20 protein-coding genes are annotated in these 18,788 nt (G+C 53.4%); 9 read left to right on the top strand and 11 right to left on the bottom strand.

Features of this window, described 5'->3' with window-relative positions; all coding sequences use genetic code 11:
* Window positions 1-37: 37 nt before the first annotated feature.
* Window positions 38-1,531: a glucose-6-phosphate dehydrogenase gene (gene zwf / locus IVG45_RS14075; protein WP_196434438.1), complete on the bottom strand. Its 1,494-nt coding sequence runs from the start codon at window positions 1,529-1,531 to the stop codon at window positions 38-40.
* Window positions 1,532-1,807: 276 nt separating this feature from the next.
* Here zwf and IVG45_RS14070 point away from each other — a divergent pair, with 276 nt between their 5' ends.
* From IVG45_RS14070 to IVG45_RS14050, 5 genes are all read left to right on the top strand, one after another.
* On the top strand, window positions 1,808-2,611 hold the full coding sequence (locus tag IVG45_RS14070) for a hypothetical protein (RefSeq protein ID WP_196434437.1): 804 nt from the start codon (window positions 1,808-1,810) through the stop codon (window positions 2,609-2,611).
* A gap of 130 nt (window positions 2,612-2,741) precedes the next feature.
* Window positions 2,742-3,497, top strand: coding sequence for a peptidase (locus IVG45_RS14065; RefSeq protein ID WP_196434436.1), 756 nt, complete (start codon window positions 2,742-2,744; stop codon window positions 3,495-3,497).
* Between the two features lie 53 nt (window positions 3,498-3,550).
* On the top strand, window positions 3,551-4,234 hold the full coding sequence (locus tag IVG45_RS14060; RefSeq protein ID WP_196434435.1) for a TIGR04283 family arsenosugar biosynthesis glycosyltransferase: 684 nt from the start codon (window positions 3,551-3,553) through the stop codon (window positions 4,232-4,234).
* Window positions 4,234-5,025 (top strand): sterol desaturase family protein, encoded by a 792-nt coding sequence (locus tag IVG45_RS14055; RefSeq protein WP_196434434.1) that lies wholly within the window; start codon window positions 4,234-4,236, stop codon window positions 5,023-5,025. The genes IVG45_RS14060 and IVG45_RS14055 overlap by 1 nt, the downstream gene beginning before the upstream one ends.
* Before the next feature lie 55 nt (window positions 5,026-5,080).
* Window positions 5,081-5,899 (top strand): alpha/beta hydrolase, encoded by an 819-nt coding sequence (locus IVG45_RS14050; RefSeq protein WP_196434433.1) that lies wholly within the window; start codon window positions 5,081-5,083, stop codon window positions 5,897-5,899.
* Between the two features lie 131 nt (window positions 5,900-6,030).
* Here IVG45_RS14050 and rpsI read toward each other — a convergent pair whose 3' ends face one another.
* A complete protein-coding gene (gene rpsI / locus IVG45_RS14045; protein ID WP_196434432.1) occupies window positions 6,031-6,420 on the bottom strand; it encodes a 30S ribosomal protein S9 in 390 nt (129 codons plus the stop codon).
* A gap of 15 nt (window positions 6,421-6,435) precedes the next feature.
* Window positions 6,436-6,864 carry a 50S ribosomal protein L13 gene (gene rplM, locus IVG45_RS14040; protein ID WP_196434431.1) on the bottom strand — a complete coding sequence of 143 codons (429 nt, stop codon included), beginning with the start codon at window positions 6,862-6,864 and terminating at the stop codon, window positions 6,436-6,438.
* A 287-nt stretch (window positions 6,865-7,151) separates the two neighbouring features.
* Here rplM and IVG45_RS14035 point away from each other — a divergent pair, with 287 nt between their 5' ends.
* From IVG45_RS14035 to IVG45_RS14020, 4 genes are all read left to right on the top strand, one after another.
* Window positions 7,152-7,757, top strand: coding sequence for a CDP-alcohol phosphatidyltransferase family protein (locus IVG45_RS14035; protein WP_196434430.1), 606 nt, complete (start codon window positions 7,152-7,154; stop codon window positions 7,755-7,757).
* Window positions 7,754-8,695 carry a phosphatidate cytidylyltransferase gene (locus tag IVG45_RS14030; protein WP_196434429.1) on the top strand — a complete coding sequence of 314 codons (942 nt, stop codon included), beginning with the start codon at window positions 7,754-7,756 and terminating at the stop codon, window positions 8,693-8,695. The genes IVG45_RS14035 and IVG45_RS14030 overlap by 4 nt, the downstream gene beginning before the upstream one ends.
* The gene (locus IVG45_RS14025; RefSeq protein ID WP_230874590.1) at window positions 8,695-9,342 is read left to right on the top strand and encodes a lysophospholipid acyltransferase family protein; all 648 of its coding nucleotides are present in this window, start codon (window positions 8,695-8,697) and stop codon (window positions 9,340-9,342) included. The genes IVG45_RS14030 and IVG45_RS14025 overlap by 1 nt, the downstream gene beginning before the upstream one ends.
* A gap of 125 nt (window positions 9,343-9,467) precedes the next feature.
* Window positions 9,468-10,055 carry a hypothetical protein gene (locus tag IVG45_RS14020; protein ID WP_196434428.1) on the top strand — a complete coding sequence of 196 codons (588 nt, stop codon included), beginning with the start codon at window positions 9,468-9,470 and terminating at the stop codon, window positions 10,053-10,055.
* 305 nt (window positions 10,056-10,360) lie between these two features.
* Here IVG45_RS14020 and IVG45_RS14015 read toward each other — a convergent pair whose 3' ends face one another.
* The 8 genes from IVG45_RS14015 to cmoA form a co-directional block, all read right to left on the bottom strand.
* Window positions 10,361-11,722, bottom strand: a complete 1,362-nt coding sequence (locus IVG45_RS14015) for a sigma-54-dependent transcriptional regulator (protein ID WP_196434427.1) — start codon at window positions 11,720-11,722, stop codon at window positions 10,361-10,363.
* Window positions 11,719-13,875 carry a sensor histidine kinase gene (locus tag IVG45_RS14010; RefSeq protein ID WP_196434426.1) on the bottom strand — a complete coding sequence of 719 codons (2,157 nt, stop codon included), beginning with the start codon at window positions 13,873-13,875 and terminating at the stop codon, window positions 11,719-11,721. The genes IVG45_RS14015 and IVG45_RS14010 overlap by 4 nt, the downstream gene beginning before the upstream one ends.
* Window positions 13,857-14,420, bottom strand: coding sequence for a DUF4390 domain-containing protein (locus tag IVG45_RS14005; RefSeq protein WP_196434425.1), 564 nt, complete (start codon window positions 14,418-14,420; stop codon window positions 13,857-13,859). The genes IVG45_RS14010 and IVG45_RS14005 overlap by 19 nt, the downstream gene beginning before the upstream one ends.
* Entirely contained in the window at window positions 14,395-15,690 is a 1,296-nt protein-coding gene (gene rsmB, locus IVG45_RS14000; protein ID WP_196434424.1) for a 16S rRNA (cytosine(967)-C(5))-methyltransferase RsmB, read from the bottom strand. The genes IVG45_RS14005 and rsmB overlap by 26 nt, the downstream gene beginning before the upstream one ends.
* Window positions 15,687-16,613: a methionyl-tRNA formyltransferase gene (gene fmt, locus IVG45_RS13995; protein WP_196434423.1), complete on the bottom strand. Its 927-nt coding sequence runs from the start codon at window positions 16,611-16,613 to the stop codon at window positions 15,687-15,689. The genes rsmB and fmt overlap by 4 nt, the downstream gene beginning before the upstream one ends.
* An 8-nt stretch (window positions 16,614-16,621) precedes the next feature.
* Window positions 16,622-17,128: a peptide deformylase gene (gene def, locus IVG45_RS13990; protein ID WP_196434422.1), complete on the bottom strand. Its 507-nt coding sequence runs from the start codon at window positions 17,126-17,128 to the stop codon at window positions 16,622-16,624.
* A 205-nt stretch (window positions 17,129-17,333) separates the two neighbouring features.
* Window positions 17,334-18,047, bottom strand: a complete 714-nt coding sequence (locus tag IVG45_RS13985; protein WP_196434421.1) for a methyltransferase family protein — start codon at window positions 18,045-18,047, stop codon at window positions 17,334-17,336.
* The gene (gene cmoA / locus IVG45_RS13980; protein ID WP_196434420.1) at window positions 18,047-18,775 is read right to left on the bottom strand and encodes a carboxy-S-adenosyl-L-methionine synthase CmoA; all 729 of its coding nucleotides are present in this window, start codon (window positions 18,773-18,775) and stop codon (window positions 18,047-18,049) included. The genes IVG45_RS13985 and cmoA overlap by 1 nt, the downstream gene beginning before the upstream one ends.
* Between the last annotated feature and the right edge of the window lie 13 nt (window positions 18,776-18,788).

The raw sequence follows: 18,788 nt of genomic DNA, 5'->3' as shown, positions 1-18,788 counted from the left end.
AGGCTTGGGGCGACGCCTGGCGTCGCCCTTTTTCGCGTCAGGGACCGCATTCCGGCAGCAAGGAACTGCGCCAGAATTGGCCTTCTTTTTCAAACAAGCGGCGGCTTTCCGTCGGCCCCCAGGAACCGGCCGGATAAGTGGCAATGTAGTCGCGTTCGGTAGCCCAAGTCTGCAGTATCGGGTCGACGATGCGCCAGGCGTATTCCACTTCGTCGAAACGCAAAAACAACGAGCGGTCGCCTTGTATCACGTCCAGCAGTAAATCCTCGTAAGCATCGACATGGCGCTGGTTCGGCTGGCGAAAGCTGGCATCCAGACTGGTGGTGTGGGTGCGCATTTCCAGGCCGGCTTCTTTTATCGTCATTTCGATCCGGATACATTCTTCCGGCTGAATGCCCATGATGACCCAGTTGGGATTCATGCAATGGATATGCGTGTCGCGAAAAAATTGCAGCGGCGGGTGGCGGAAGCAGATCGAGATGCTGGACTGGCCTTTTGCCATGCGCTTGCCGGTGCGGAGGTAAAATGGCACGCCGCGCCAACGCCAGTTGTCGATCATTAGCTTCATCGCCGCATAGGTTTCGGTGGTGCTGTTGGCCGGGATGTTGGCTTCTTCCAGATAACCTTTGACCTTTTGCCCATCGATCGTGCCCTTGGCGTATTGGCCGCGGAAGGCGTGGGCATGCACCGCCGATTTTGGGATAGGCCGGATCGATTTCAATACTTTGACTTTTTCATCGCGCAAGGCCTCGGCGTCCATCGCCACCGGCGGTTCCATCGCCACCAGAGTCAGTAATTGCAATAAATGGCTTTGCAGCATGTCGCGCATCGCGCCGGCACTGTCGTAATATTCGCCGCGCGTGCTGATGCCCATATCCTCGGCGTGGGTGATCTGGATGTGATCGATGTAATTGCGGTTCCATATCGGTTCCAGCATCACATTGGCAAACCGGAATACCAACACGTTTTGTACCATGCCCTTGCCCAGGTAGTGATCGATCCGATAGATTTGTTCCTCGGTCAGAAAGCGTTCGATGCGCTTTTGCAGGGCTTGAGCGCTTTCCAGATCGTAACCGAAGGGCTTTTCGATCACCACCCGCCGCCAGCCGTATTCTTGCGTTAATAGATGAACCTGACTCAGCGATTCGATCACATGGCCAAAATCGTCCGGACCGACCGCCAGATAAAAGGCGATGTTCTTGGGAAAATGTTGGGCTTCATCGTTCAGAGTGACGGCCAGATCCTGGTAGCATTGGTCATCGTCCAGATTGCCTCGGTGGTAAAACAGGCGCTCGCTGAAGCGGGCAAACACGGTTTCATCCAGTTTGTCGCCGGCTTTTTCTTCCAGCATGCCACGTACTTCGCTCAGCCATTTTTCCCGGTCCCAGGGACGGCGGCCTATCGCGACAATACGAGTGCCTTCCGGCAGTTTTTTCTCCATTTCCAGGTGGTAAAAACCGGGCATCAACTTAAGCCGAGCCAGATTTCCGGTCGCACCAAAAATGACATAGGTGCAGGATTCGATGGGCATGGCGCACACTCCTTTTGAATGGACAAGGTTGGATATAGCGGTCAAGTTCTGATCGAATCATGCCGTTTGTCGGCTTACTTTACTACTGCCGGGCCAATTCCGGTAAAGCCGCGCATGCCGTCGAGCCGATTTGTCTGAAGCAAAATTTGAATCAGGGGTATCTTTGTCGATATTTTTGTAGTAAAAACAAAGCGCTTGATCGTGTCCGGCTTGAAACTTAACGGGGATGCGGTCGGCCTGTTGTATCCAACATATAAGAAAAAAACAGGAGGGGATATGGAAACACTACAAAACATGGTGAGTGTTCTTAATTCAATGGGCGCGGCTCAAATCGCCGCGATCCTGCTAGTGGTAGGGTTATTGCTGACCTGGTTGATTGTGCGTGCCTCCAGGGATGAAGCCGATCAGAGCCAGCCGGTCAATAAACAGCCGCATCGGCACAATCCGGCGGTTGAAGCGCCAAAAATGCAGTCTCAATCCGGCTTCATGGATCAATCGGTTACTCCGCCAATAAAAGCGGACAATCGCCCGACAACGGAGGAGATTTTGCGGCCGGCCGACAAACAGCCAGAAATACATCATGCGCCCGCGTCCGAAAGCGCTCCGCTGAGCGATATTCCGAGGGACTCGGTGTTGCGCCGGCATTACCAGGCCGAATTGGCGGCAAAAAAACAAGCGTTGTCCAATCCCTATCCGACCGATTCGGTATTGCGTCGCCACTATGACGCCTTGCATAAATTGGCCTTGGAGCCATCGGTAGCGAGCGAGGTCGCCGCGCCCGTGGCGCAAATGGTTGCGGAACAGCCGGCATCGGCAAAGCCCGCGCCGAAAGCCAGCATCATCGAACTGGCCATCGGGAGAGAAGAGCTGGCGTCGGTTGTCGCCGAGACAAGGCCTTCATCTGTTCGGCAAACGGCAAAAATGGCGATACCGCAGGATTCTATTTTAAAACGGCATTTCATCAGCCAGCTGCAAGCGGAAATCGAGGCCAGGCTGCCGGCTAGACCTAGTGATTCGGTATTGCGCCGGCATTACGACAACTTGGTTCGTCATGAATTGGAAAAGCGGTTGGCGGGTTGAGCGGCAAGGTAATAAGGCTGGCTAAGTGCCGGACTCAAACCAATAAAATTGTTTGAGGCGGTTGCGTGGTCATTGCGGGCTAATTTTAGTAAACTGACTAATCGGTTGAAAGTTAAAGCAGAGATTGGCCATGACTTATTGTATTGCTGTATCGGTGAAGGGCGGCTTGGTTCTGACGTCGGATTCCAGAACCAACGCGGGCATTGATAATGTGAGCGTGCATTGCAAAATGCACGTGATGCCTACCTTTGACGACCGGAAAATCATATTGTTAAGCGCCGGCAATCTTGCCACCACGCAGGCGGTGTTGGATCAATTGCGGCGCGACATTAAGGAAGGCAGCAAAATCAATCTGAACACCGTGCATTATTTGTCCGAGGCTGCGGAATATCTCGGCCAAGTCAGTTTGGCGAAACAAAAGCGTCACGCCAATGCCGGACAAAACGGTTTTTTTCCCGCAGCCACCTTCTTGCTGGCCGGCCAAATCGACGGCGAGCCGCACGGTGCCTATCTGGTCTATCCGGAAGGTAACTACATTACCACTTCCACCCAAACACCTTATCTGCAAATCGGCGAGAATAAATACGGCAAGCCGGTGCTGGATCGGTTTCTAAAAACTGACACCTCCCTGGAAGATGCCGTGCGCTGTTGTTTGATTTCGATGGATTCCACCATACGCAGCAACGCCAGCGTCGGTGCGCCGGTGGATTTGTTGATTTACGGCAAGGACAGCCTGATGTTGGATGAATATTACTGTTTTCAGGAAGACGACGAATATCTGATTCAATTGCGCCGCATCTGGCACGAAAAACTTAGGGAAGCTTTTACCACCCTGCCGCAAGTCAGCCGAGAATACTCCAGGCCTTTTCCGTTTCACGAGCATTGAGCCTAAATAGCCCAAGGCAGCAATTGCGGCGGCGCGCTGGACACTAGCGACTCATGCAACCTAAGCTGAGTGTCGTGATACCGGTGCTGAACGAGGCCGGGCAAATCGCCGCCAAACTGGGAGCCTTGCAACCGTTGCGGGCGGATTGCGAGCTATTGCTGGCCGATGGCGGTAGCGACGATGGCAGTCGAATTGTCGCCGAAGTGCTGGTCGATAAAGTGTTGCAAGCGCCATGCGGACGAGCCAAGCAAATGAATGTCGGAGCGATGGCGGCTCAAGCGCGGGTGTTGCTGTTCCTGCATGCCGACACCCGTTTGCCGGATGAGGCCGTCCGGCGTATCTTGCGGGCGGTGGCCGACGGTTACCAGTGGGGGCGATTCGATGTCGAGTTTGACGATCCTCGGCCTGTTTTCAAATTGATTGCATTCATGATGAACTGGCGTTCGCGGCTGACCGGCATCGCCACCGGCGATCAAGCCCTGTTCGTCACACGCTCGGCGTTTCAGGCCGTGGGTGGATTTCCGGAAATTGCGCTGATGGAGGATATTGCGATCAGTCGCCGGCTTAAAAAACTTGGCAAGCCTTGTTGTCCGCGCGATAAAGTCATTACCTCGGCCCGGCGTTGGCGGAAGCACGGCATACTCAACACCATTTTGTTGATGTGGCGCTTGCGCTTGGCCTATTTTTTCGGTGCCGATCCCGGCGAACTGGCGGTGCAATATTACCGGAGACCTTGATGGAAGCAACGGTTCGCTTTGGTGTGTTTTTGGCTATCTTGTTGTTGATGGTAGTTTGGGAGTTTGTTCGCCCCAGGCGCCCGCTGAACAATGGGCGCGGCCGGCGCTGGCCGATTAATCTCGGTCTGGCGGCCTTGAATGTCGCGTTGATGCGGACCAGTATCGGCGCGGCGGCCTGGTTGGCGGCGATTTGGGCCGCCGATCAGCGGATAGGCTTGTTCAATTTGTTGCCGGTTCCGTACTGGCTGGCGTTGGCGTTGACGCTGTTACTGCTTGATCTGGCTATCTACGCGCAACACATTGCCGCCCACCACTGGCGTTGGTTCTGGCGTCTGCATCAGGTGCATCATACCGATCTCGATTTTGATACCACCACTGCGGTGCGATTTCATCCGCTGGAAATCATGTTGTCGATGCTGTACAAGGCGGTGTTGGTATTGCTGCTCGGCGCCGATCCAGCGGCGGTGATTGCATTCGAGGTGATTCTGAACGCTTGCGCGTTGTTCAACCATGGCAACGTCGGCCTGCCGCCGTTGGTCGAGCGCTATTTACGCTATGTATTGGTGACGCCCGACATGCATCGGATTCATCATTCCGCCCGGCAAGCGGAAACCGACAGCAATTACGGCTTTTCGTTGTCGTGCTGGGATCGGTTGTTCAGGACCTATTGTCATAGTCCAACATTGCCGCAAACAGAGATAAACATTGGTTTGGACGCTTTTCGCCGAGCCGACGAATTGGGCTTTATCCAGTTGCTGGCGATGCCGTTCCGTTCCCCGCGCAAACGATAGTCTTGACCTATCTATTCCTCGGCAGCATGCTGCGGTTGGCAATGAGTGGTGCATCATGGTCAAAATTCAACGCTATTTTCTACCGCGCGTTATGACTCTGCTAGTGATCTATCTGCTGATTCTGTTGGCGGTCTTTCTGTTGCAGCGCAACATGATGTATTTTCCGGCTCGCTTTACTCCGGAACGGCAGCAAGAATTGAGCGCGGCTTTAAATTTGCAAACCTGGCCGTCGGCAAGCGAGCCGAGGGGGATGCTCGGTAGAATGCCGGTGGTGGATGCGAAAGGCACGGTGTTGGTGTTTCACGGCAATGCCGGTTCCGCCTTGCATAGGAGCTATTTTATCGACGGATTGCAGCCTTTGGGTTACCGAGTCATTGTCGCCGAATATCCGGGCTATGGCGCGCGCACTGGTAAGCCTTCCGAAGCGGCGCTGATCGAGGATGGCATTGCCACGGCAAAAATGGCCTTGGACGAATTTAAGCAGCCTTTGTTTCTGTGCGGCGAGTCGCTGGGGAGCGGTGTTGTTGCGGGTATTGTGGCCTCTGGTGAAGTGCCGGTGAAGGGGTTGTTGCTGATAACGCCGTTTGATGCGATGGACAAGGTTGCGCAACACCATTATTGGTTTTTTCTAGCTCGATGGCTGCTTCGAGATAAGTACGATAATGTTGCAAGGCTACGCGAATTTCCTGGGTCTAACGCGATGCTGTTAGCCGAACGGGATGAGGTGATACCGAACCGGCGCTCCATGGTTTTGTTCGATGCGCTAGCGGGGCAAAAGAAACTCTGGCGCTTCGAACAAGCCGGCCACAATAGCTTGCCGATGGAACCTTGGCGTCCGTGGTGGCGGGAAGTCATGGGGTTTATAGATTACTGAGCGGCGGCTGTGTAGGGAAGAGACGTGGCCAATTGGGTTTTGTTGGCCTGATTTGGGTGGGAGGGTTGAAAACACCGGACACAAAAAAGCCGCTGGATAGCGGCTTTTTTGTTGTTCCCGGTAGGAAACGCTTAACGTTTCGAGTACTGAGGACGTTTTCTGGCGCCGTGCAGGCCGATTTTTTTACGTTCAACTTCGCGAGCGTCGCGAGTCACGTAACCGGCTTTTCTCAAAGTTGGTCTCAAGGATTCATCGAAAACCATCAGGGCGCGAGTCAGGCCGTGGCGGATCGCACCGGCTTGGCCGGATGGGCCGCCGCCTGTAACGATGATGTTGACATCGAAATCGCCGCTTTTGGCCAGCAATTCCAGAGGCTGTCTGGCGATCATTTCGTCGGTTTTGCGGCCGAAATATTGATCAACAGGTTGTTTGTTGATGGTGAATTTTCCAGTGCCGACTGTAGCGTAGACGCGGGCTACCGCACTTTTGCGACGACCTGTTCCGTAGTATTGAGCTGCCATAAACTATCTACCTGCTTAAAATTCTAAAACTTTAGGTTGTTGAGACTGGTGATTGTGCTCAGAACCTGCGTAAACTTTCAATTTTTTGAACATCGCCCGGCCCAGTGGGTTTTTAGGCAACATGCCTTGCACGGCGGTGGTGATGATGCGATCCGGGAAAGTTTGTCTCAGTTTTCCCAGGGAAGCGGACTTCATGTTGCCGACATAACCGGTATGGCGGTAATACATTTTGTCTTTTTCCTTGTTGCCGGTAACGCCCACTTTTTCGGCATTGATCACGATGATGTAATCGCCGGTGTCGACGTGCGGTGTAAATTCGGGTTTATGTTTGCCGCGAAGACGTCGTGCAATCTCAGTAGCAAGGCGACCTAGCGTCTTTCCTTCTGCATCAATCACGTACCAATCGCGCTTAACTTCTGCGGGCTTTGCACTAAATGTTTTCATCGTTTTGCTTCTCAATCGGTTGAGGCTAAATATAAAGACCGCCCATTCTACTGAAATGGGATTCCAACTTCAAGTTTATTTGGGATTTGACTAAAAAACGCGGGTTGTTTCGTGCTGCCGCGGAAAACGATTTAACCAAGAGCCGCCCTCGCGCCGCGAAGTTGCCGGTATAGACCTAATTTATACGCCATATTCGCTTCTTCCCTCGAAAAAGGGGAATTCAAAATCGGCAAAAGCGATTATATTTGGCTAACGGCATTTGTGACAACCTACTTCTAAAGGTACTTATGGCTTCCATCTACGACATCAAACCGGCATTTCAAAACCTGTTGCGGCCCGGCGTGCGTTGGCTGGCGGGGCAGGGCGTGACCGCCAATCAAGTCACGCTGGCGGCCATGCTGTTGTCGCTGCTGGTCGGCGCGACCTTGCTTTATCCGGGCTGGCAACCCGGCATTTATTGGGCGATTCCGCTGGTGATGCTGGTGCGCATGGCCTTGAATGCGATCGACGGCATGCTGGCTCGCGAGCACGGCATGCAGTCCGCGCTGGGCGGCATCTTGAACGAACTGTGTGACGTGCTGGCAGACACCGCTTTGTATTTGCCGTTTGCGCTGTTGCCGGGCGCAAACTTGTGGCTGGTGGTCGGTATCGTCATTGCCGCAGTGATCAGCGAAATGGCCGGCGTAGTCGCCGTGCAAATCGGCGCTTCCCGGCGTTACGATGGCCCGATGGGCAAGAGCGACCGGGCCTTCGTGTTCGGCGCGTTGGCCTTAGCCGTTGGTTTGGGTTGGCAGGGCGCCTGGATCAACGTTCTGTTCGGCGTGGTTTTGCTGTTGCTGGCCGTCACCATCGTTAACCGCTGTCGGAAAGCATTGGCCGAGATACGGGCATGATGGCGGTCGATTTACCGAGCAGCGTGCAGATCGCTTTCGCCGGCATCGCCTTGCTGTTATGTATCGCCAGTGGTATTTCGATTATGCTGCAACGCAGCAGGCCGGAGCGCGACTATAGCGAATTGCGCCAACGCGTCAAAACCTGGTGGATCATCGTCGCGGTGTTTGCGGTGGCGGTGTTGATCAATCGCACTACATCGGTGATCGTGCTGGGTCTGATCAGCTTTTTGGCTTTCAAGGAATATCTATCGCTGATTCCGACCCGGCGCGCCGATCACCGGGTATTGTTTTGGGCTTATCTGGCGATTCCGCTGCAATATTATTGGGTGTGGGCGGGTTGGTACGGGCTGTTCATCATCTTCATTCCGGTGTATGTGTTTTTATGGCTGCCGATGCGGATGATATTGATCGGCGAAACCCAGGGCTTTTTGCGTGCCATCGGCACCTTGCACTGGGGCTTGATGATTTGCGTATTCAGCCTCAGCCACATGGCCTTCATGCTGGTGCTGCCGGCGGAAAACAATCCGGGCGGTGGCGCGATGGGCTTGTTGATTTACCTGGTCTTTCTCACCGAAATCAACGACGTTGCCCAGTATGTCTGGGGAAAAAGCTTGGGCAAACGCAAAATCGTGCCGAAAGTCAGCCCCAACAAGACCTTCGCCGGTTTCTTGGGTGGGGTGTTCAGCACGGCGGCGCTGGCGGTGCCTTTGGCGCCGTGGCTGACGCCGTTGAGTGTTTACGAAGCCTTGGGTGCAGGCCTGTTGATCGGCGTGGCCGGCTTCGTCGGCGACGTGACGATTTCGGCGCTTAAACGCGACCTGGGCGTCAAGGACAGCGGCACGCTATTGCCCGGACACGGCGGCATTCTCGACCGCCTGGACAGCCTGACCTACACCGCGCCGCTGTTTTTCCACTACGCCTATTTCCTGCATTATTGATGGCCATGTTGCGGCGCTTGTTTTATCTGCTGCTGGTCAAGCCCCTGGTGTTGTTTTTGATCGGCCTGAACGTGCGCGGCCGGCAATATTTGCCGAGCTCCGGCCCGGCCATCGTGGTCGCCAATCACAACAGCCACCTGGATACCCTGGTGTTGATGTCGCTGTTTCCTCGGGCGCTGATTCCCGACCTGCATCCCGTGGCGGCGGCGGATTATTTTTTTCGCAACCGCTGTTTGAAGTGGTTTGCCTTGAACATCGTCGGCATCGTCCCGATAGATCGCCGGCCTTCGGCTCGGGACGGCGATACCCTGGCGCCGCTGTTAACCGCGCTGGATCGGGGGAAGATTCTGATCCTGTTTCCGGAAGGCAGCCGTGGCGCGCCCGAACGGCGCGGCAAATTCAAAAGCGGCATCGCCCATTTGTTAAGCAAACGTCCGGAAGTACCGGTCACCCCGGTATTTTTCAGCGGCCTGGGCAAGTGCCTGCCCAAGGGCGAGTTCGTGCTGGTGCCGTTCTTCGTCGATGTCTTCATCGCTCCCGCCATCAACTGGAGCGGTAGCCGCCAAGGGTTTATGGCAGTGTTGGAACAGGCTTTCGATAATTTGGAAAACAGTGCCGACAGGCCGGGGTTTGAGGATGACGAGTAGGGTAACGATGTTAACCGATAGGAATATGCCGCGAACGGGCGGTCGGCGTGATAAAAAATTCTGTATATCGCCTGGCATGGGATGATATACAGAACTTTTTAATTACTTGTTATAGGTCCAAATGAATGACCAACACAGAACGAAAACTAGGAGAAGCTAAATATTTCCTTAAACAGCTGACACCTGATTTTGTGTACTTTGACTACATTTTAAGTGCATACCTAAATGCAGCTCGAAGCGTGACATGGATAATGAGACACGAGTTCAATAAAGTGGTTGGCTGGGAAGACTGGTTTAAGTCTTGCAAAATTTCAGATAAAGAAAAAAATTTACTAAAAGAAATAAATGATTTTCGAATATTGAGCGCCAAGAAAACAGGGATTAAAACCGATTTTTTTTTGATAAAAGGTCTTTTTGTTGTTGAGAAAGAAAATGATTACCCAACAGTAGAAAACTTTCTCAGTGAATGTAATGAAGGGGATGTAGTTCATCTTACTTTATATGATGAAAATGATGAGGAATTTCACAACAAGTCTCACGACGAAAATGGCTTTTCAATAATGTTACGTAGAAAAGATGATGACGAAAATAGTAATTTCTCAAGAAAATCAATTTCTAATCTATGTAATGACTACTTAATTTTTCTAGAAAAGCAGGTGGATATTTGTGTTGGTAAGTACTCCCAATACATCCTGGGTCGTAGGTCCGATTAGCGATAACGTAATCGGACGCATGTTGAACACGTTCCTCCGATTACGCTACGCTAATTGGAGGAACGTGAGCTGCAACTTCAGCAGGATGCCGCCAAACCATTGCCGATACCAAAACTATCGCTCGCCGAGCGAAGTAATTGATTGAGCGGTCTTGTGCTGAGCGAAGCCGAGGCAGCCGAAGTCAACTATTCGCTTCGGCTCCGCTCAGCGAACGATAACTCCGCTCAGTCAACGACAGATTTTTTGGCGCTCAGGCAATGACAACTTTTGGGATGGGGTAATGTTATTACCACCGTTTTTTATCCTCAAAGCTTGATTTTCAGCGAATGCAGTTTGCGGTACAAATGGGTGCGTTCCATGCCGATGGCCGAGGCCAACTTGGCCACGCTGCCGCCGTTTTTTTCGAAATGGTATTCCAGATAGGATTTTTCGAAATGATCGCGTGCTTCCTTCAACGGTAGGTTAAAAAATTCAGGCACGTTCGTGCCCAGTTTGGGTTGCTCGGCGATGGAACCCAACGCGGTTTTGACTTCGTCCAGTTCGATGTCGTCGCCGGCGCCGAGTATCATCAGGCGCTGGACCAAATTACGCAGTTCGCGCACGTTGCCGGGCCAACTGTAGTTGCGCAGATAATTTTGCGCCGCCATCGAGAAGCGCCGGAACGGTAGTTTTTCATGCACGACGAAATGATCGACATAGAAATTCAGCAAACCGGGCACGTCTTCGCTGTGCTCTCGCAAGGGCTGAATTTCCAGCGTGACTTCATTCAATAAATAGTACAGATCTTGGCGGAAGCGGCCGCCATTGACTTCCTCGTCCAACGCCATCCGGGTCGATGCGACGATGCGTACATCGACGCGTACCGCCTGACTGCCGCCCACGCGCAGGAAGGAGCTGGATTCCAGCGCGCTGAGCAGGCGGGCCTGAGTTTCGGGGTCCATGCCGCCGATTTCGCCCAGGAATAAAGTGCCTCGGTGGGCCTGCTCCAGCAGGCCTCGGTAAACCCGGCCGTTATCTTCGCGGCCGAAAAATTCCACCGCCGCGTTTTCCGGCGAAATGCTGCCGACCGAGACGTCGACGAACGATCCGTCCCGGCGAGGGCTGTTGTTATGCAGATAGCGGGCAAACATTTCCTTGCCGACCCCGGCTTCGCCGACGAACAGCACGCGGGCGTCGTGTTGCGCCAAGCGTTTGACCTTGTCCTTGGTGCGTTCCACCACCGCGCTTTTGCCGACCGGATCGACGCCTATCATCAATTGTTGCTTGAGGCCGGCGTTTTCGCGTTGCAATGAGCTGGTTTCCAATGCGCGCTCGACGATCAGCAACAGCTTGGCCAGCGACAGCGGTTTTTCCAGAAAATCATAAGCGCCCAGACGGGTGGCTTCGACGGCCGATTCCACCGAGCCGTGGCCGGACATCATGATCACGGGGCAAAGGGCTTCGTCTTCGGCGACCCATTCCCGCAGCAAGGTGATGCCGTCGCAATCGGGCATCCAGATGTCGAGCAAGATCAGGTGTGGCGGACGTTGGTTTTTCAGTTTTTTTGCTTCGGCGGCATTTTCGGCCATCGCGACGTCATAACCTTCGTCTTCCAGAATTTCAGATACCAGTTGACGAATGTCCTGTTCGTCGTCGACCACCAATATGTAAGGCGCTTGTTTGTTCATTCAATGTTTCCAAATTCAAAGACCGGTAGCTGGATGATAAAGCCAGCTCCGGCATTATAAGACGTATCCACCCAAATCACCCCGCCATGTTCTTCGACGATCTTTTTGACGATCGCCAGCCCCAGGCCGGTGCCCTTGGCTTTGCTGGTGACATAGGGTTCGAAAATGGTTTCGATTTGATCGGTATGTAAACCGCTGCCGTTGTCGTAGATGCCCATTTCGGCATATTCGGCGTTATTGCGCACGACTTTATTGATTTTGATTTCGATACGGCAGGGTGAGGTGGTGGCTTCCTGGGCGTTCTTGATCAGGTTATGCAAAACCTGGCGTATGCTGACCGGGTCGGCTTCGACGAGAACCCGGCGCGAGGCGAAACAACAGCTGAACAGAATGCCGGAAGGTTGATACAAGGCCAGCACTTCCTGAATCAAATCGATCAGATTGATTCTGTCCACCTGTTTCTTGGAGGGGCGGGCGTATTCGGAAAAATCATCGACCATCCGTTTCATGGCTTCCACTTGTTGAACGATGGTGCGGGTGCCGCGTTGCAGAAATTCGGCCGGGCCGTCGTCGAGTTCCTTGGATAGTTTGTGTTGCAGGCGTTCGGCGGATAGTTGGATCGGCGTCAGCGGGTTTTTGATTTCGTGCGCCAGTCGCCGCGCCACTTCGCCCCAGGCCGCGTTTTTTTGGGCCTGAATCAAGTCGGTGACATCGTCAAATACCACCACGGCGCCCATCCGGCTGCCGTCCTGCAAAAACAGCGGCGTTCCTCGGCACAGCAATTCCTGGCGGCCGCTGGGCCCGAGAAAGACGATGCGCTGTTCCCAGATGTCTTCGGCTTTTTCCAGCAGGCTCTGAATGGCGATCAATACGTCGGCCAGTTCGTTGTGTTTGCGCGCCAACTCCGGCAGGGTTTGATCGAAAAAATGGCTGACCGGGATATGCAAAATCCGGTAGGCGGCTTGATTGGCGGTGCGGATATGAAACGAGGCGTCGAAACTGATGACGCCGGCGGTCAGGTTGGCCAGTATGGTTTCCAGGTAGGCACGCTGGTTTTCCACTTCCAGGCCGGCGGCGCGGGTTTCGTCGCTGGAGCGGGCGATGCGCTTGGTCATCTGGTTGAACGATTCCACCAAAAAGCCCAAATCGTCCTGACTCATCACCGGCAGTTGCCGTTTGTAATCGCCGTCGGCCACGGCTTGAGTGCCTTTCACCAGCTCCTTGACCGGGGCGACGATGTTGCGGATGCTGATAAACGCCACCCAGATCGCCGCCAGCAAACTCAACAACAGCACCAGCAGCAATATCAACGAAAAGCTGGTTTTTAGCGAGTTGCGCAGGAAGGTCATTTCCTGATAACGGATAAAGGCGAATTCGATCGAGTCGGCTAGGTCGGTCACCCGTACCGGGATTGGGTACAGCACCTGTAAAAACCGGCTCTGATCGCGGTCGATCGGCAGAATCACGCGTACCATCATTTCGTCGTTATCGCCGGGGTCGAAGGCAAAGTATTCCTTGTTTTGTTTCAGTTGCAACCAGATTTGTTCGTCGGGCAGATGCGGTAGAATCTCGCTGGGACTGGCGCTACTGGAAGCCAAAATTCGGCCTTGGTTGGAAAAGGCCGCGATTTCCATTGCTCCGGAATCGGCCCATAGCGAGCCGATTTCCAACGCAATCAGGGTGTCGGATTTATCTTCCAATTTTTCGGCGATTTGCCGGGTTTGCTTAATATGCCAGTTCATGCGCTGCGCCAGCGAGGACTGGCTCAGTTCCAGCGCATCGTCCATCGCCCGGTCGATTTCGACGTTAAACCAGCTGTCGATGCCTTGATGCAAAAACTGCACGGAAAAATAAAATACGATCGCGGCCGGCGCCAAGGCCAGCAGCACGAACAGCGACACCATCCGGGTGGTCAGCCTGGAGCCGGCTTCCTTCTTTTTCAGCTCCCGCACCAGCGAATACGCGTTCACCACCACCAGTCCCAACAGCATGATGGAACCGAGGGTGTTGATGACCAGCAGCCAGGAATGCATTTCGCTCAATTCGGAGGATTCCTGGGTGGAACTACTCATCAATTGCAGCGACAACAGGATAAAGCCGAACAGGATGGCGATGGAGGCGCTAGCCGGCAGTTTTATTTTTGAATAGGCCATAATGTCCAGTCACTGGAAAGCAACCATTGAGAGTCCAGATAAGCGAAAGGGCGTAACGGAACCGGCAGCGACTCCCGGTCGAATTGGCATTTGATCGCCAGTCGGTAAGGCTGGCCGGATTGCAATAATTCGGCGGCAATCGGTTGGGTATCATGCAGGCCCGCCATAAAACTCAACGCCGCATTGAGGGTTAAAAACATTTCGCTACGCTTGGCCGGGGTCAGCACTTCGTATTGATTCAATAGGGCGTGAAACTGGAGCCGATAGGGCAGCTTTTGGCTGTAGACGCTGCTGTCCCACAGCCAGCCCGGTTCCAATATTTTGACCAGAATGAACCAGGTCAACGGCACGCCCTTATGCAAGGCTTCCTTGGCGGTGGGGCTAAGCTGGTAATCGATTTGGGCCTGTAGGCGCGGGCCGGCGGCGGAATCGACTAACTCGGCGTGGTCGATTTTGGCGGCAAACGGATCGGCAACACTCAACAACGGCCAGAGCATCAGGCAAAACAACAAACCGCCGCTAAACGCTCTTGCCCAGCTTGGCATAATAAAAACCGTCCATTTGACAATTGCCGGTCGGAATTTGCCGGCCATGACTGGCGGCCAAACCCCAATCGGCCTCTATCGGTAATTCCTCAGCGTCGGCATGCCGATTTAAAAACGCGCCGATTTGGGCTTCGTTTTCCTGTTTTAACACCGAGCAGGTGGCATATAGCAGTATGCCGCCGGGCGCCAGCAGTGACCAGGCCGCGTCGAGGATTTTGGCTTGCAAATCCCGCAATGCGGCAATATCGCTTTCCCTGCGCAACAGTTTGATGTCGGGATGGCGGCGGATCACGCCGAAGCCGGAGCAGGGCGCATCCAGCAGGATACGGTCGAATACTCTGCCAGCGGCCCAGGTTTCGGGCGCGCAGGCATCGGCCGCCAGCGTCTCGGCATATAGGTTCAGGCGCTTTAGATTGTCCGTTACCCGTTGCAGACGCTTGTCGTCAACATCAATCGCCAGCAGGGATTGTAATTGCGGTTGTTGTTCCAGGATGGCGGCGGTTTTGCCGCCGGGGGCCGCGCATAAATCCAGCACCCTGTGTCCCGGTTGTACGTTCAGCAAGCCGGCGGCCAGTTGCGCGGCGACATCCTGCACCGAAACCCGGCCTTCGCTAAAGCCGGGTAATTGTTCGACGTTCAAGGGTTGGTCCAACACCAGCGCGGACGGGCAATACTCGATAGCCTGAGCGGCTATGCCCTGCTGGGTGAGTAGGTCGAGGTAATCGTCGCGCGTGCCTTGCGACAAATTGACCCGCAGCGCCATCGGCGGCGCTTGGTCGTTGGCGGCCAGGATTTGCTCGGCTAGCTCGGGCCAGCATTGCTCGATTTGTTCGATGATCCATAGCGGATGATTGGCGGCGGCCTGCCGGTCGGTACCGCAGGCCGATTGCAAGATTTCGGCATCGCGCAGATAGTTTCTGAGGATGGCGTTGACCAGGGATTTGGACCAGGGTTTGTGTTTGGTGGCGGCCACCGTTTCCGAAACCGCAGCGTGCGGTTTGACCCGCATGTATTGCAGTTGATACAGACCGACCAACAACAAGGCTTTTATATCGCCGTCCTTTTGTTTCAGCGGTTTGCCGAGCAGTTGCCGCAGTACAAATTCCAGGGCGTAGTAATGCCGGATGACGCCGTAGCAAACGGCTTGCACGAAAGCGCGGTCTTGCGGGTTATGAATTTTGGGTAAGTGGCTGTCTAGCGCGGCCGTCAAGGACTGGCCGTCACTCAGTACGTGCGACAGGATTTGGGCCGCGCAGCCGCGTAAATTCATACTCCCAGCCTCGCGCCGTCGGCCGGATAAGCATTCAGAAAATCCTTGCCGGCGATGCGTTTGCCGCCGGGTAGTTGCACTTCCAGCAAGCGAACCACGCCGGCGCCGGTGGCGACATCCAGTGCGTGCTCGGAGCAATTCAGCGTGCCGGGCGGCAAGTCGCTGGTTTTATCGGTCAACACGCAATTCCATACCCGCAGCACTTCACCCTTGAACAGGGTTTGGGCGACCGGCCAGGGATTCAGGCCGCGAATCTTGCGATCCAGCTCGATGGCGGAGTCTTGCCAGTCCAGCACGGCTTCGTGTTTTTCCAGTTTATGCGCATAGGTCACTAGGCTTTCGTCCTGTACTTCGGCCGTCACGGAACCTTGTTGAAACTGCTCGACCACTTGGATCAAGCCGTCCGCGCCTATTTGTGCCAGGATGTCGTGCAGGCTGCCGGAGGTGTCGTTGGCGCCGATTGGGCATTCGATCTTCAGCAGCATGTCGCCGGCATCGAGTTTTTTCGCCACCTTCATGATGGTGATGCCGGTTTTGCTGTCGCCCGCCATCAAGGCTCGATGAATCGGAGCCGCGCCGCGCCAGCGCGGCAACAGTGAGCCGTGGACATTGATGCAGCCCAACTGAGGGCTATCCAGCACGGCTTGCGGTAAAATCAGGCCGTAGGCGATCACTACCATCAGGTCGGCATTTAGCGAGGCTAGTTGCGCCAGGGACTCGGGTTGTTTGAAGTTTTCCGGTTGATACACCGGAATATCGTGGGCTTGAGCCAGTTGCTTGATCGGACTGGCGCTCAGTTTACGGCCGCGGCCGGCCGGCCGGTCCGGCTGGGTGTAAACGGCGCAGACGTCGTGAGTGGAATTCACTAATGCCCGCAAAGTCGGTACGGCAAAATCCGGCGTACCGGCAAAAATGATTTTCATGTTGCTCCTTAATGGCCTTGCTGCTTATGGATTTTTTCCAGCTTGGCCTTGATGCGGTTACGCTTGAAGGCCGACAAATAATCCACGAACAGTTTGCCTTGCAAATGATCCATTTCGTGCTGAATACACACCGCCAACAAATCGCGCGCTTCCATCTCGAAGCTTTCGCCGTCGCGATTTAGGGCTTTGATCTTGATATGTTCGGCCCGGCTGACTTTTTCGAAAAAGCCCGGCACCGACAAGCAGCCTTCCTCGGACTCTTCCACGCCGTCCTTTTCGGTGATTTCCGGGTTGATCAGGCAAATCGGTTCGTCCTTGTCTTCGCTGACATCCATCACGATCACGCGTTTATGCACGTTGACCTGAGTGGCGGCCAGGCCCACGCCCTTGGCGGCGTACATGGTTTCCAGCATGTCGTCGACCAGGGTTTTGATTTCGGCATCGACTTGGGATACTTCCTTGGCCACGGTGCGCAGCCTATTATCGGGAAATTCCAGAATCGTTAAAATACTCACCTATTGCTCCTAAAACTTAGCTTAATGGGAGAATTCTATCCGGTTTTGCGGGAAATCGGTACTAAGGGCAAGTCATGAAGCCCAACAGGCATTAAGGGCTATAGGCGCGATGTTGGTCTAAAGGTCAATTATTGCCCCCGCGGAGTTTTAAAACGGCGGTTGCTGCCTGTCTATCCGATTCTGAAAAAAAATCAAAGTGCCGACATTACATGCCTTGCAATGTTCCCGATTTTTTTAAATGACGGATAGTCAAATAAATGGCCGTCAGTAACGGCAGTAAAACCATTAGTAATTGGTTGCGCAATTGCGGGTCATGGTCGGTAAGTTCCGGGTATTTGTATAATAAGACCAACACAATGCCGATTAACCAGACATAGATGGATGAGTTTTCCTTGACCACGGGACGCTGCCACCTGAAGTTCATATCATTAAATGTCGAAACCAGGCCGGAAAGTCTGGGAACCCAGCGGTTGGCGCGTTGACAATAACTATCGAATTCCTGGCCGAATTTAGCCCGCAGAAAGTTTTCTTCCGCCAGGACAATGGCTTGGTATATGAATAAAAATGCCGGGATAAAAATCGCGACATAGAGTAACGAATTGGCCAGTATGCCAATGCCGGCTAATTTGAGTATATTTCCGACATATAAGGGATTTCGACAGTGATTGAAAACGCCTTCGGTTACCAAATGCGAGGCATGGACTTTTTTATCCTTACCGCCACGAACAATGTATGCCAAACCGATGGTGGCGCATCGAATTCCTTGGCCTAAAATAGTGATAAATAAACCTGTCCAGATTGCCCATTTATGCTGTTCAATACCCACTAATTCGGACGATGGGATAAATAGTGCCAAATACAGGGGAATAAATACCCAGTTTCGATATTTAAAAAAGAAATTGCCTATTTGAACCATCATTATTTTTTCACCGCAATCAGTCCGGCAAAGTTATACCATTTGAAAAACACTTCACAATGGGAAAAGCCGGCGTCCAGTAATAATGTGATATTTTCACTGAGCTTGTAGGGGATAAGAATATTTTCCAGGGCTTCGCGCTTTTGCGATATTTCCATCTCGCTGTAATGATTGCGCCGCTTGTTATTATAATAATATTTAATAAAGTCTCTATTAAAGACGTTGTCTTCCGCCAGTATTTTTTCCACCAGAATTAATGCGCCGCCGCTGTGTAAGCCATTAAAAATAGATTTCAATAACTTTTCTCGATTAATGGGGCGGACAAACTGCAGTGTCAGGCACAAAATTGCCACCGAAGCGTTAGAAATTTCGACGGTTTGATTTAAGTCGGCAACGCGTAGTTCGAACGGGCGGTTCAAACCGGCTTCTTCCAGTTTGGTTTGACATTTGGCCAGCATTTCAGACGAGTCATCGATACCGACGAAGCGAATATCTTCCGCTATCGAGGTGTTCATGCCGATTAAAGTCGTGCCGGTAGCGCAGCCAAAATCATAGACATCAGTGCCTGTCTTGGCATAATCAGCCGCTTGTTCCGCCATCATGCGCTGAATTTCGCCATAAAATGGCACCGACCGGTTGACCATATCATCAAATACACTGGCAACGGCAGTGCCGAATTTAAAATCCGAAATTTTTTGGATTTCTTCTTTAAAAACTTGATCCTTATTCATCTAAATTCTACTG

Source organism: Methylomonas sp. LL1, assembly GCF_015711015.1.
Classification (GTDB): Bacteria; Pseudomonadota; Gammaproteobacteria; order Methylococcales; family Methylomonadaceae; genus Methylomonas.
The sequence above is the reverse complement of the archived record's forward strand: the minus strand, read 5'-3'. Positions and strand labels throughout refer to the sequence as shown.

Excerpts from the sequence above, each read along its gene's own strand:
- zwf (WP_196434438.1), bottom strand. The coding sequence starts at position 1,531 with ATGCCCATCGAATCCTGCACCTATGTCATTTTTGGTGCGACCGGAAAT.
- IVG45_RS14070 (WP_196434437.1), top strand. The coding sequence starts at position 1,808 with ATGGAAACACTACAAAACATGGTGAGTGTTCTTAATTCAATGGGCGCG.
- IVG45_RS14065 (WP_196434436.1), top strand. The coding sequence starts at position 2,742 with ATGACTTATTGTATTGCTGTATCGGTGAAGGGCGGCTTGGTTCTGACG.
- IVG45_RS14060 (WP_196434435.1), top strand. The coding sequence starts at position 3,551 with ATGCAACCTAAGCTGAGTGTCGTGATACCGGTGCTGAACGAGGCCGGG.
- IVG45_RS14055 (WP_196434434.1), top strand. The coding sequence starts at position 4,234 with ATGGAAGCAACGGTTCGCTTTGGTGTGTTTTTGGCTATCTTGTTGTTG.
- IVG45_RS14050 (WP_196434433.1), top strand. The coding sequence starts at position 5,081 with ATGGTCAAAATTCAACGCTATTTTCTACCGCGCGTTATGACTCTGCTA.
- rpsI (WP_196434432.1), bottom strand. The coding sequence starts at position 6,420 with ATGGCAGCTCAATACTACGGAACAGGTCGTCGCAAAAGTGCGGTAGCC.
- rplM (WP_196434431.1), bottom strand. The coding sequence starts at position 6,864 with ATGAAAACATTTAGTGCAAAGCCCGCAGAAGTTAAGCGCGATTGGTAC.
- IVG45_RS14035 (WP_196434430.1), top strand. The coding sequence starts at position 7,152 with ATGGCTTCCATCTACGACATCAAACCGGCATTTCAAAACCTGTTGCGG.
- IVG45_RS14030 (WP_196434429.1), top strand. The coding sequence starts at position 7,754 with ATGATGGCGGTCGATTTACCGAGCAGCGTGCAGATCGCTTTCGCCGGC.
- IVG45_RS14025 (WP_230874590.1), top strand. The coding sequence starts at position 8,695 with ATGGCCATGTTGCGGCGCTTGTTTTATCTGCTGCTGGTCAAGCCCCTG.
- IVG45_RS14020 (WP_196434428.1), top strand. The coding sequence starts at position 9,468 with ATGACCAACACAGAACGAAAACTAGGAGAAGCTAAATATTTCCTTAAA.
- IVG45_RS14015 (WP_196434427.1), bottom strand. The coding sequence starts at position 11,722 with ATGAACAAACAAGCGCCTTACATATTGGTGGTCGACGACGAACAGGAC.
- IVG45_RS14010 (WP_196434426.1), bottom strand. The coding sequence starts at position 13,875 with ATGGCCTATTCAAAAATAAAACTGCCGGCTAGCGCCTCCATCGCCATC.
- IVG45_RS14005 (WP_196434425.1), bottom strand. The coding sequence starts at position 14,420 with ATGCCAAGCTGGGCAAGAGCGTTTAGCGGCGGTTTGTTGTTTTGCCTG.
- rsmB (WP_196434424.1), bottom strand. The coding sequence starts at position 15,690 with ATGAATTTACGCGGCTGCGCGGCCCAAATCCTGTCGCACGTACTGAGT.
- fmt (WP_196434423.1), bottom strand. The coding sequence starts at position 16,613 with ATGAAAATCATTTTTGCCGGTACGCCGGATTTTGCCGTACCGACTTTG.
- IVG45_RS13985 (WP_196434421.1), bottom strand. The coding sequence starts at position 18,047 with ATGATGGTTCAAATAGGCAATTTCTTTTTTAAATATCGAAACTGGGTA.
- cmoA (WP_196434420.1), bottom strand. The coding sequence starts at position 18,775 with ATGAATAAGGATCAAGTTTTTAAAGAAGAAATCCAAAAAATTTCGGAT.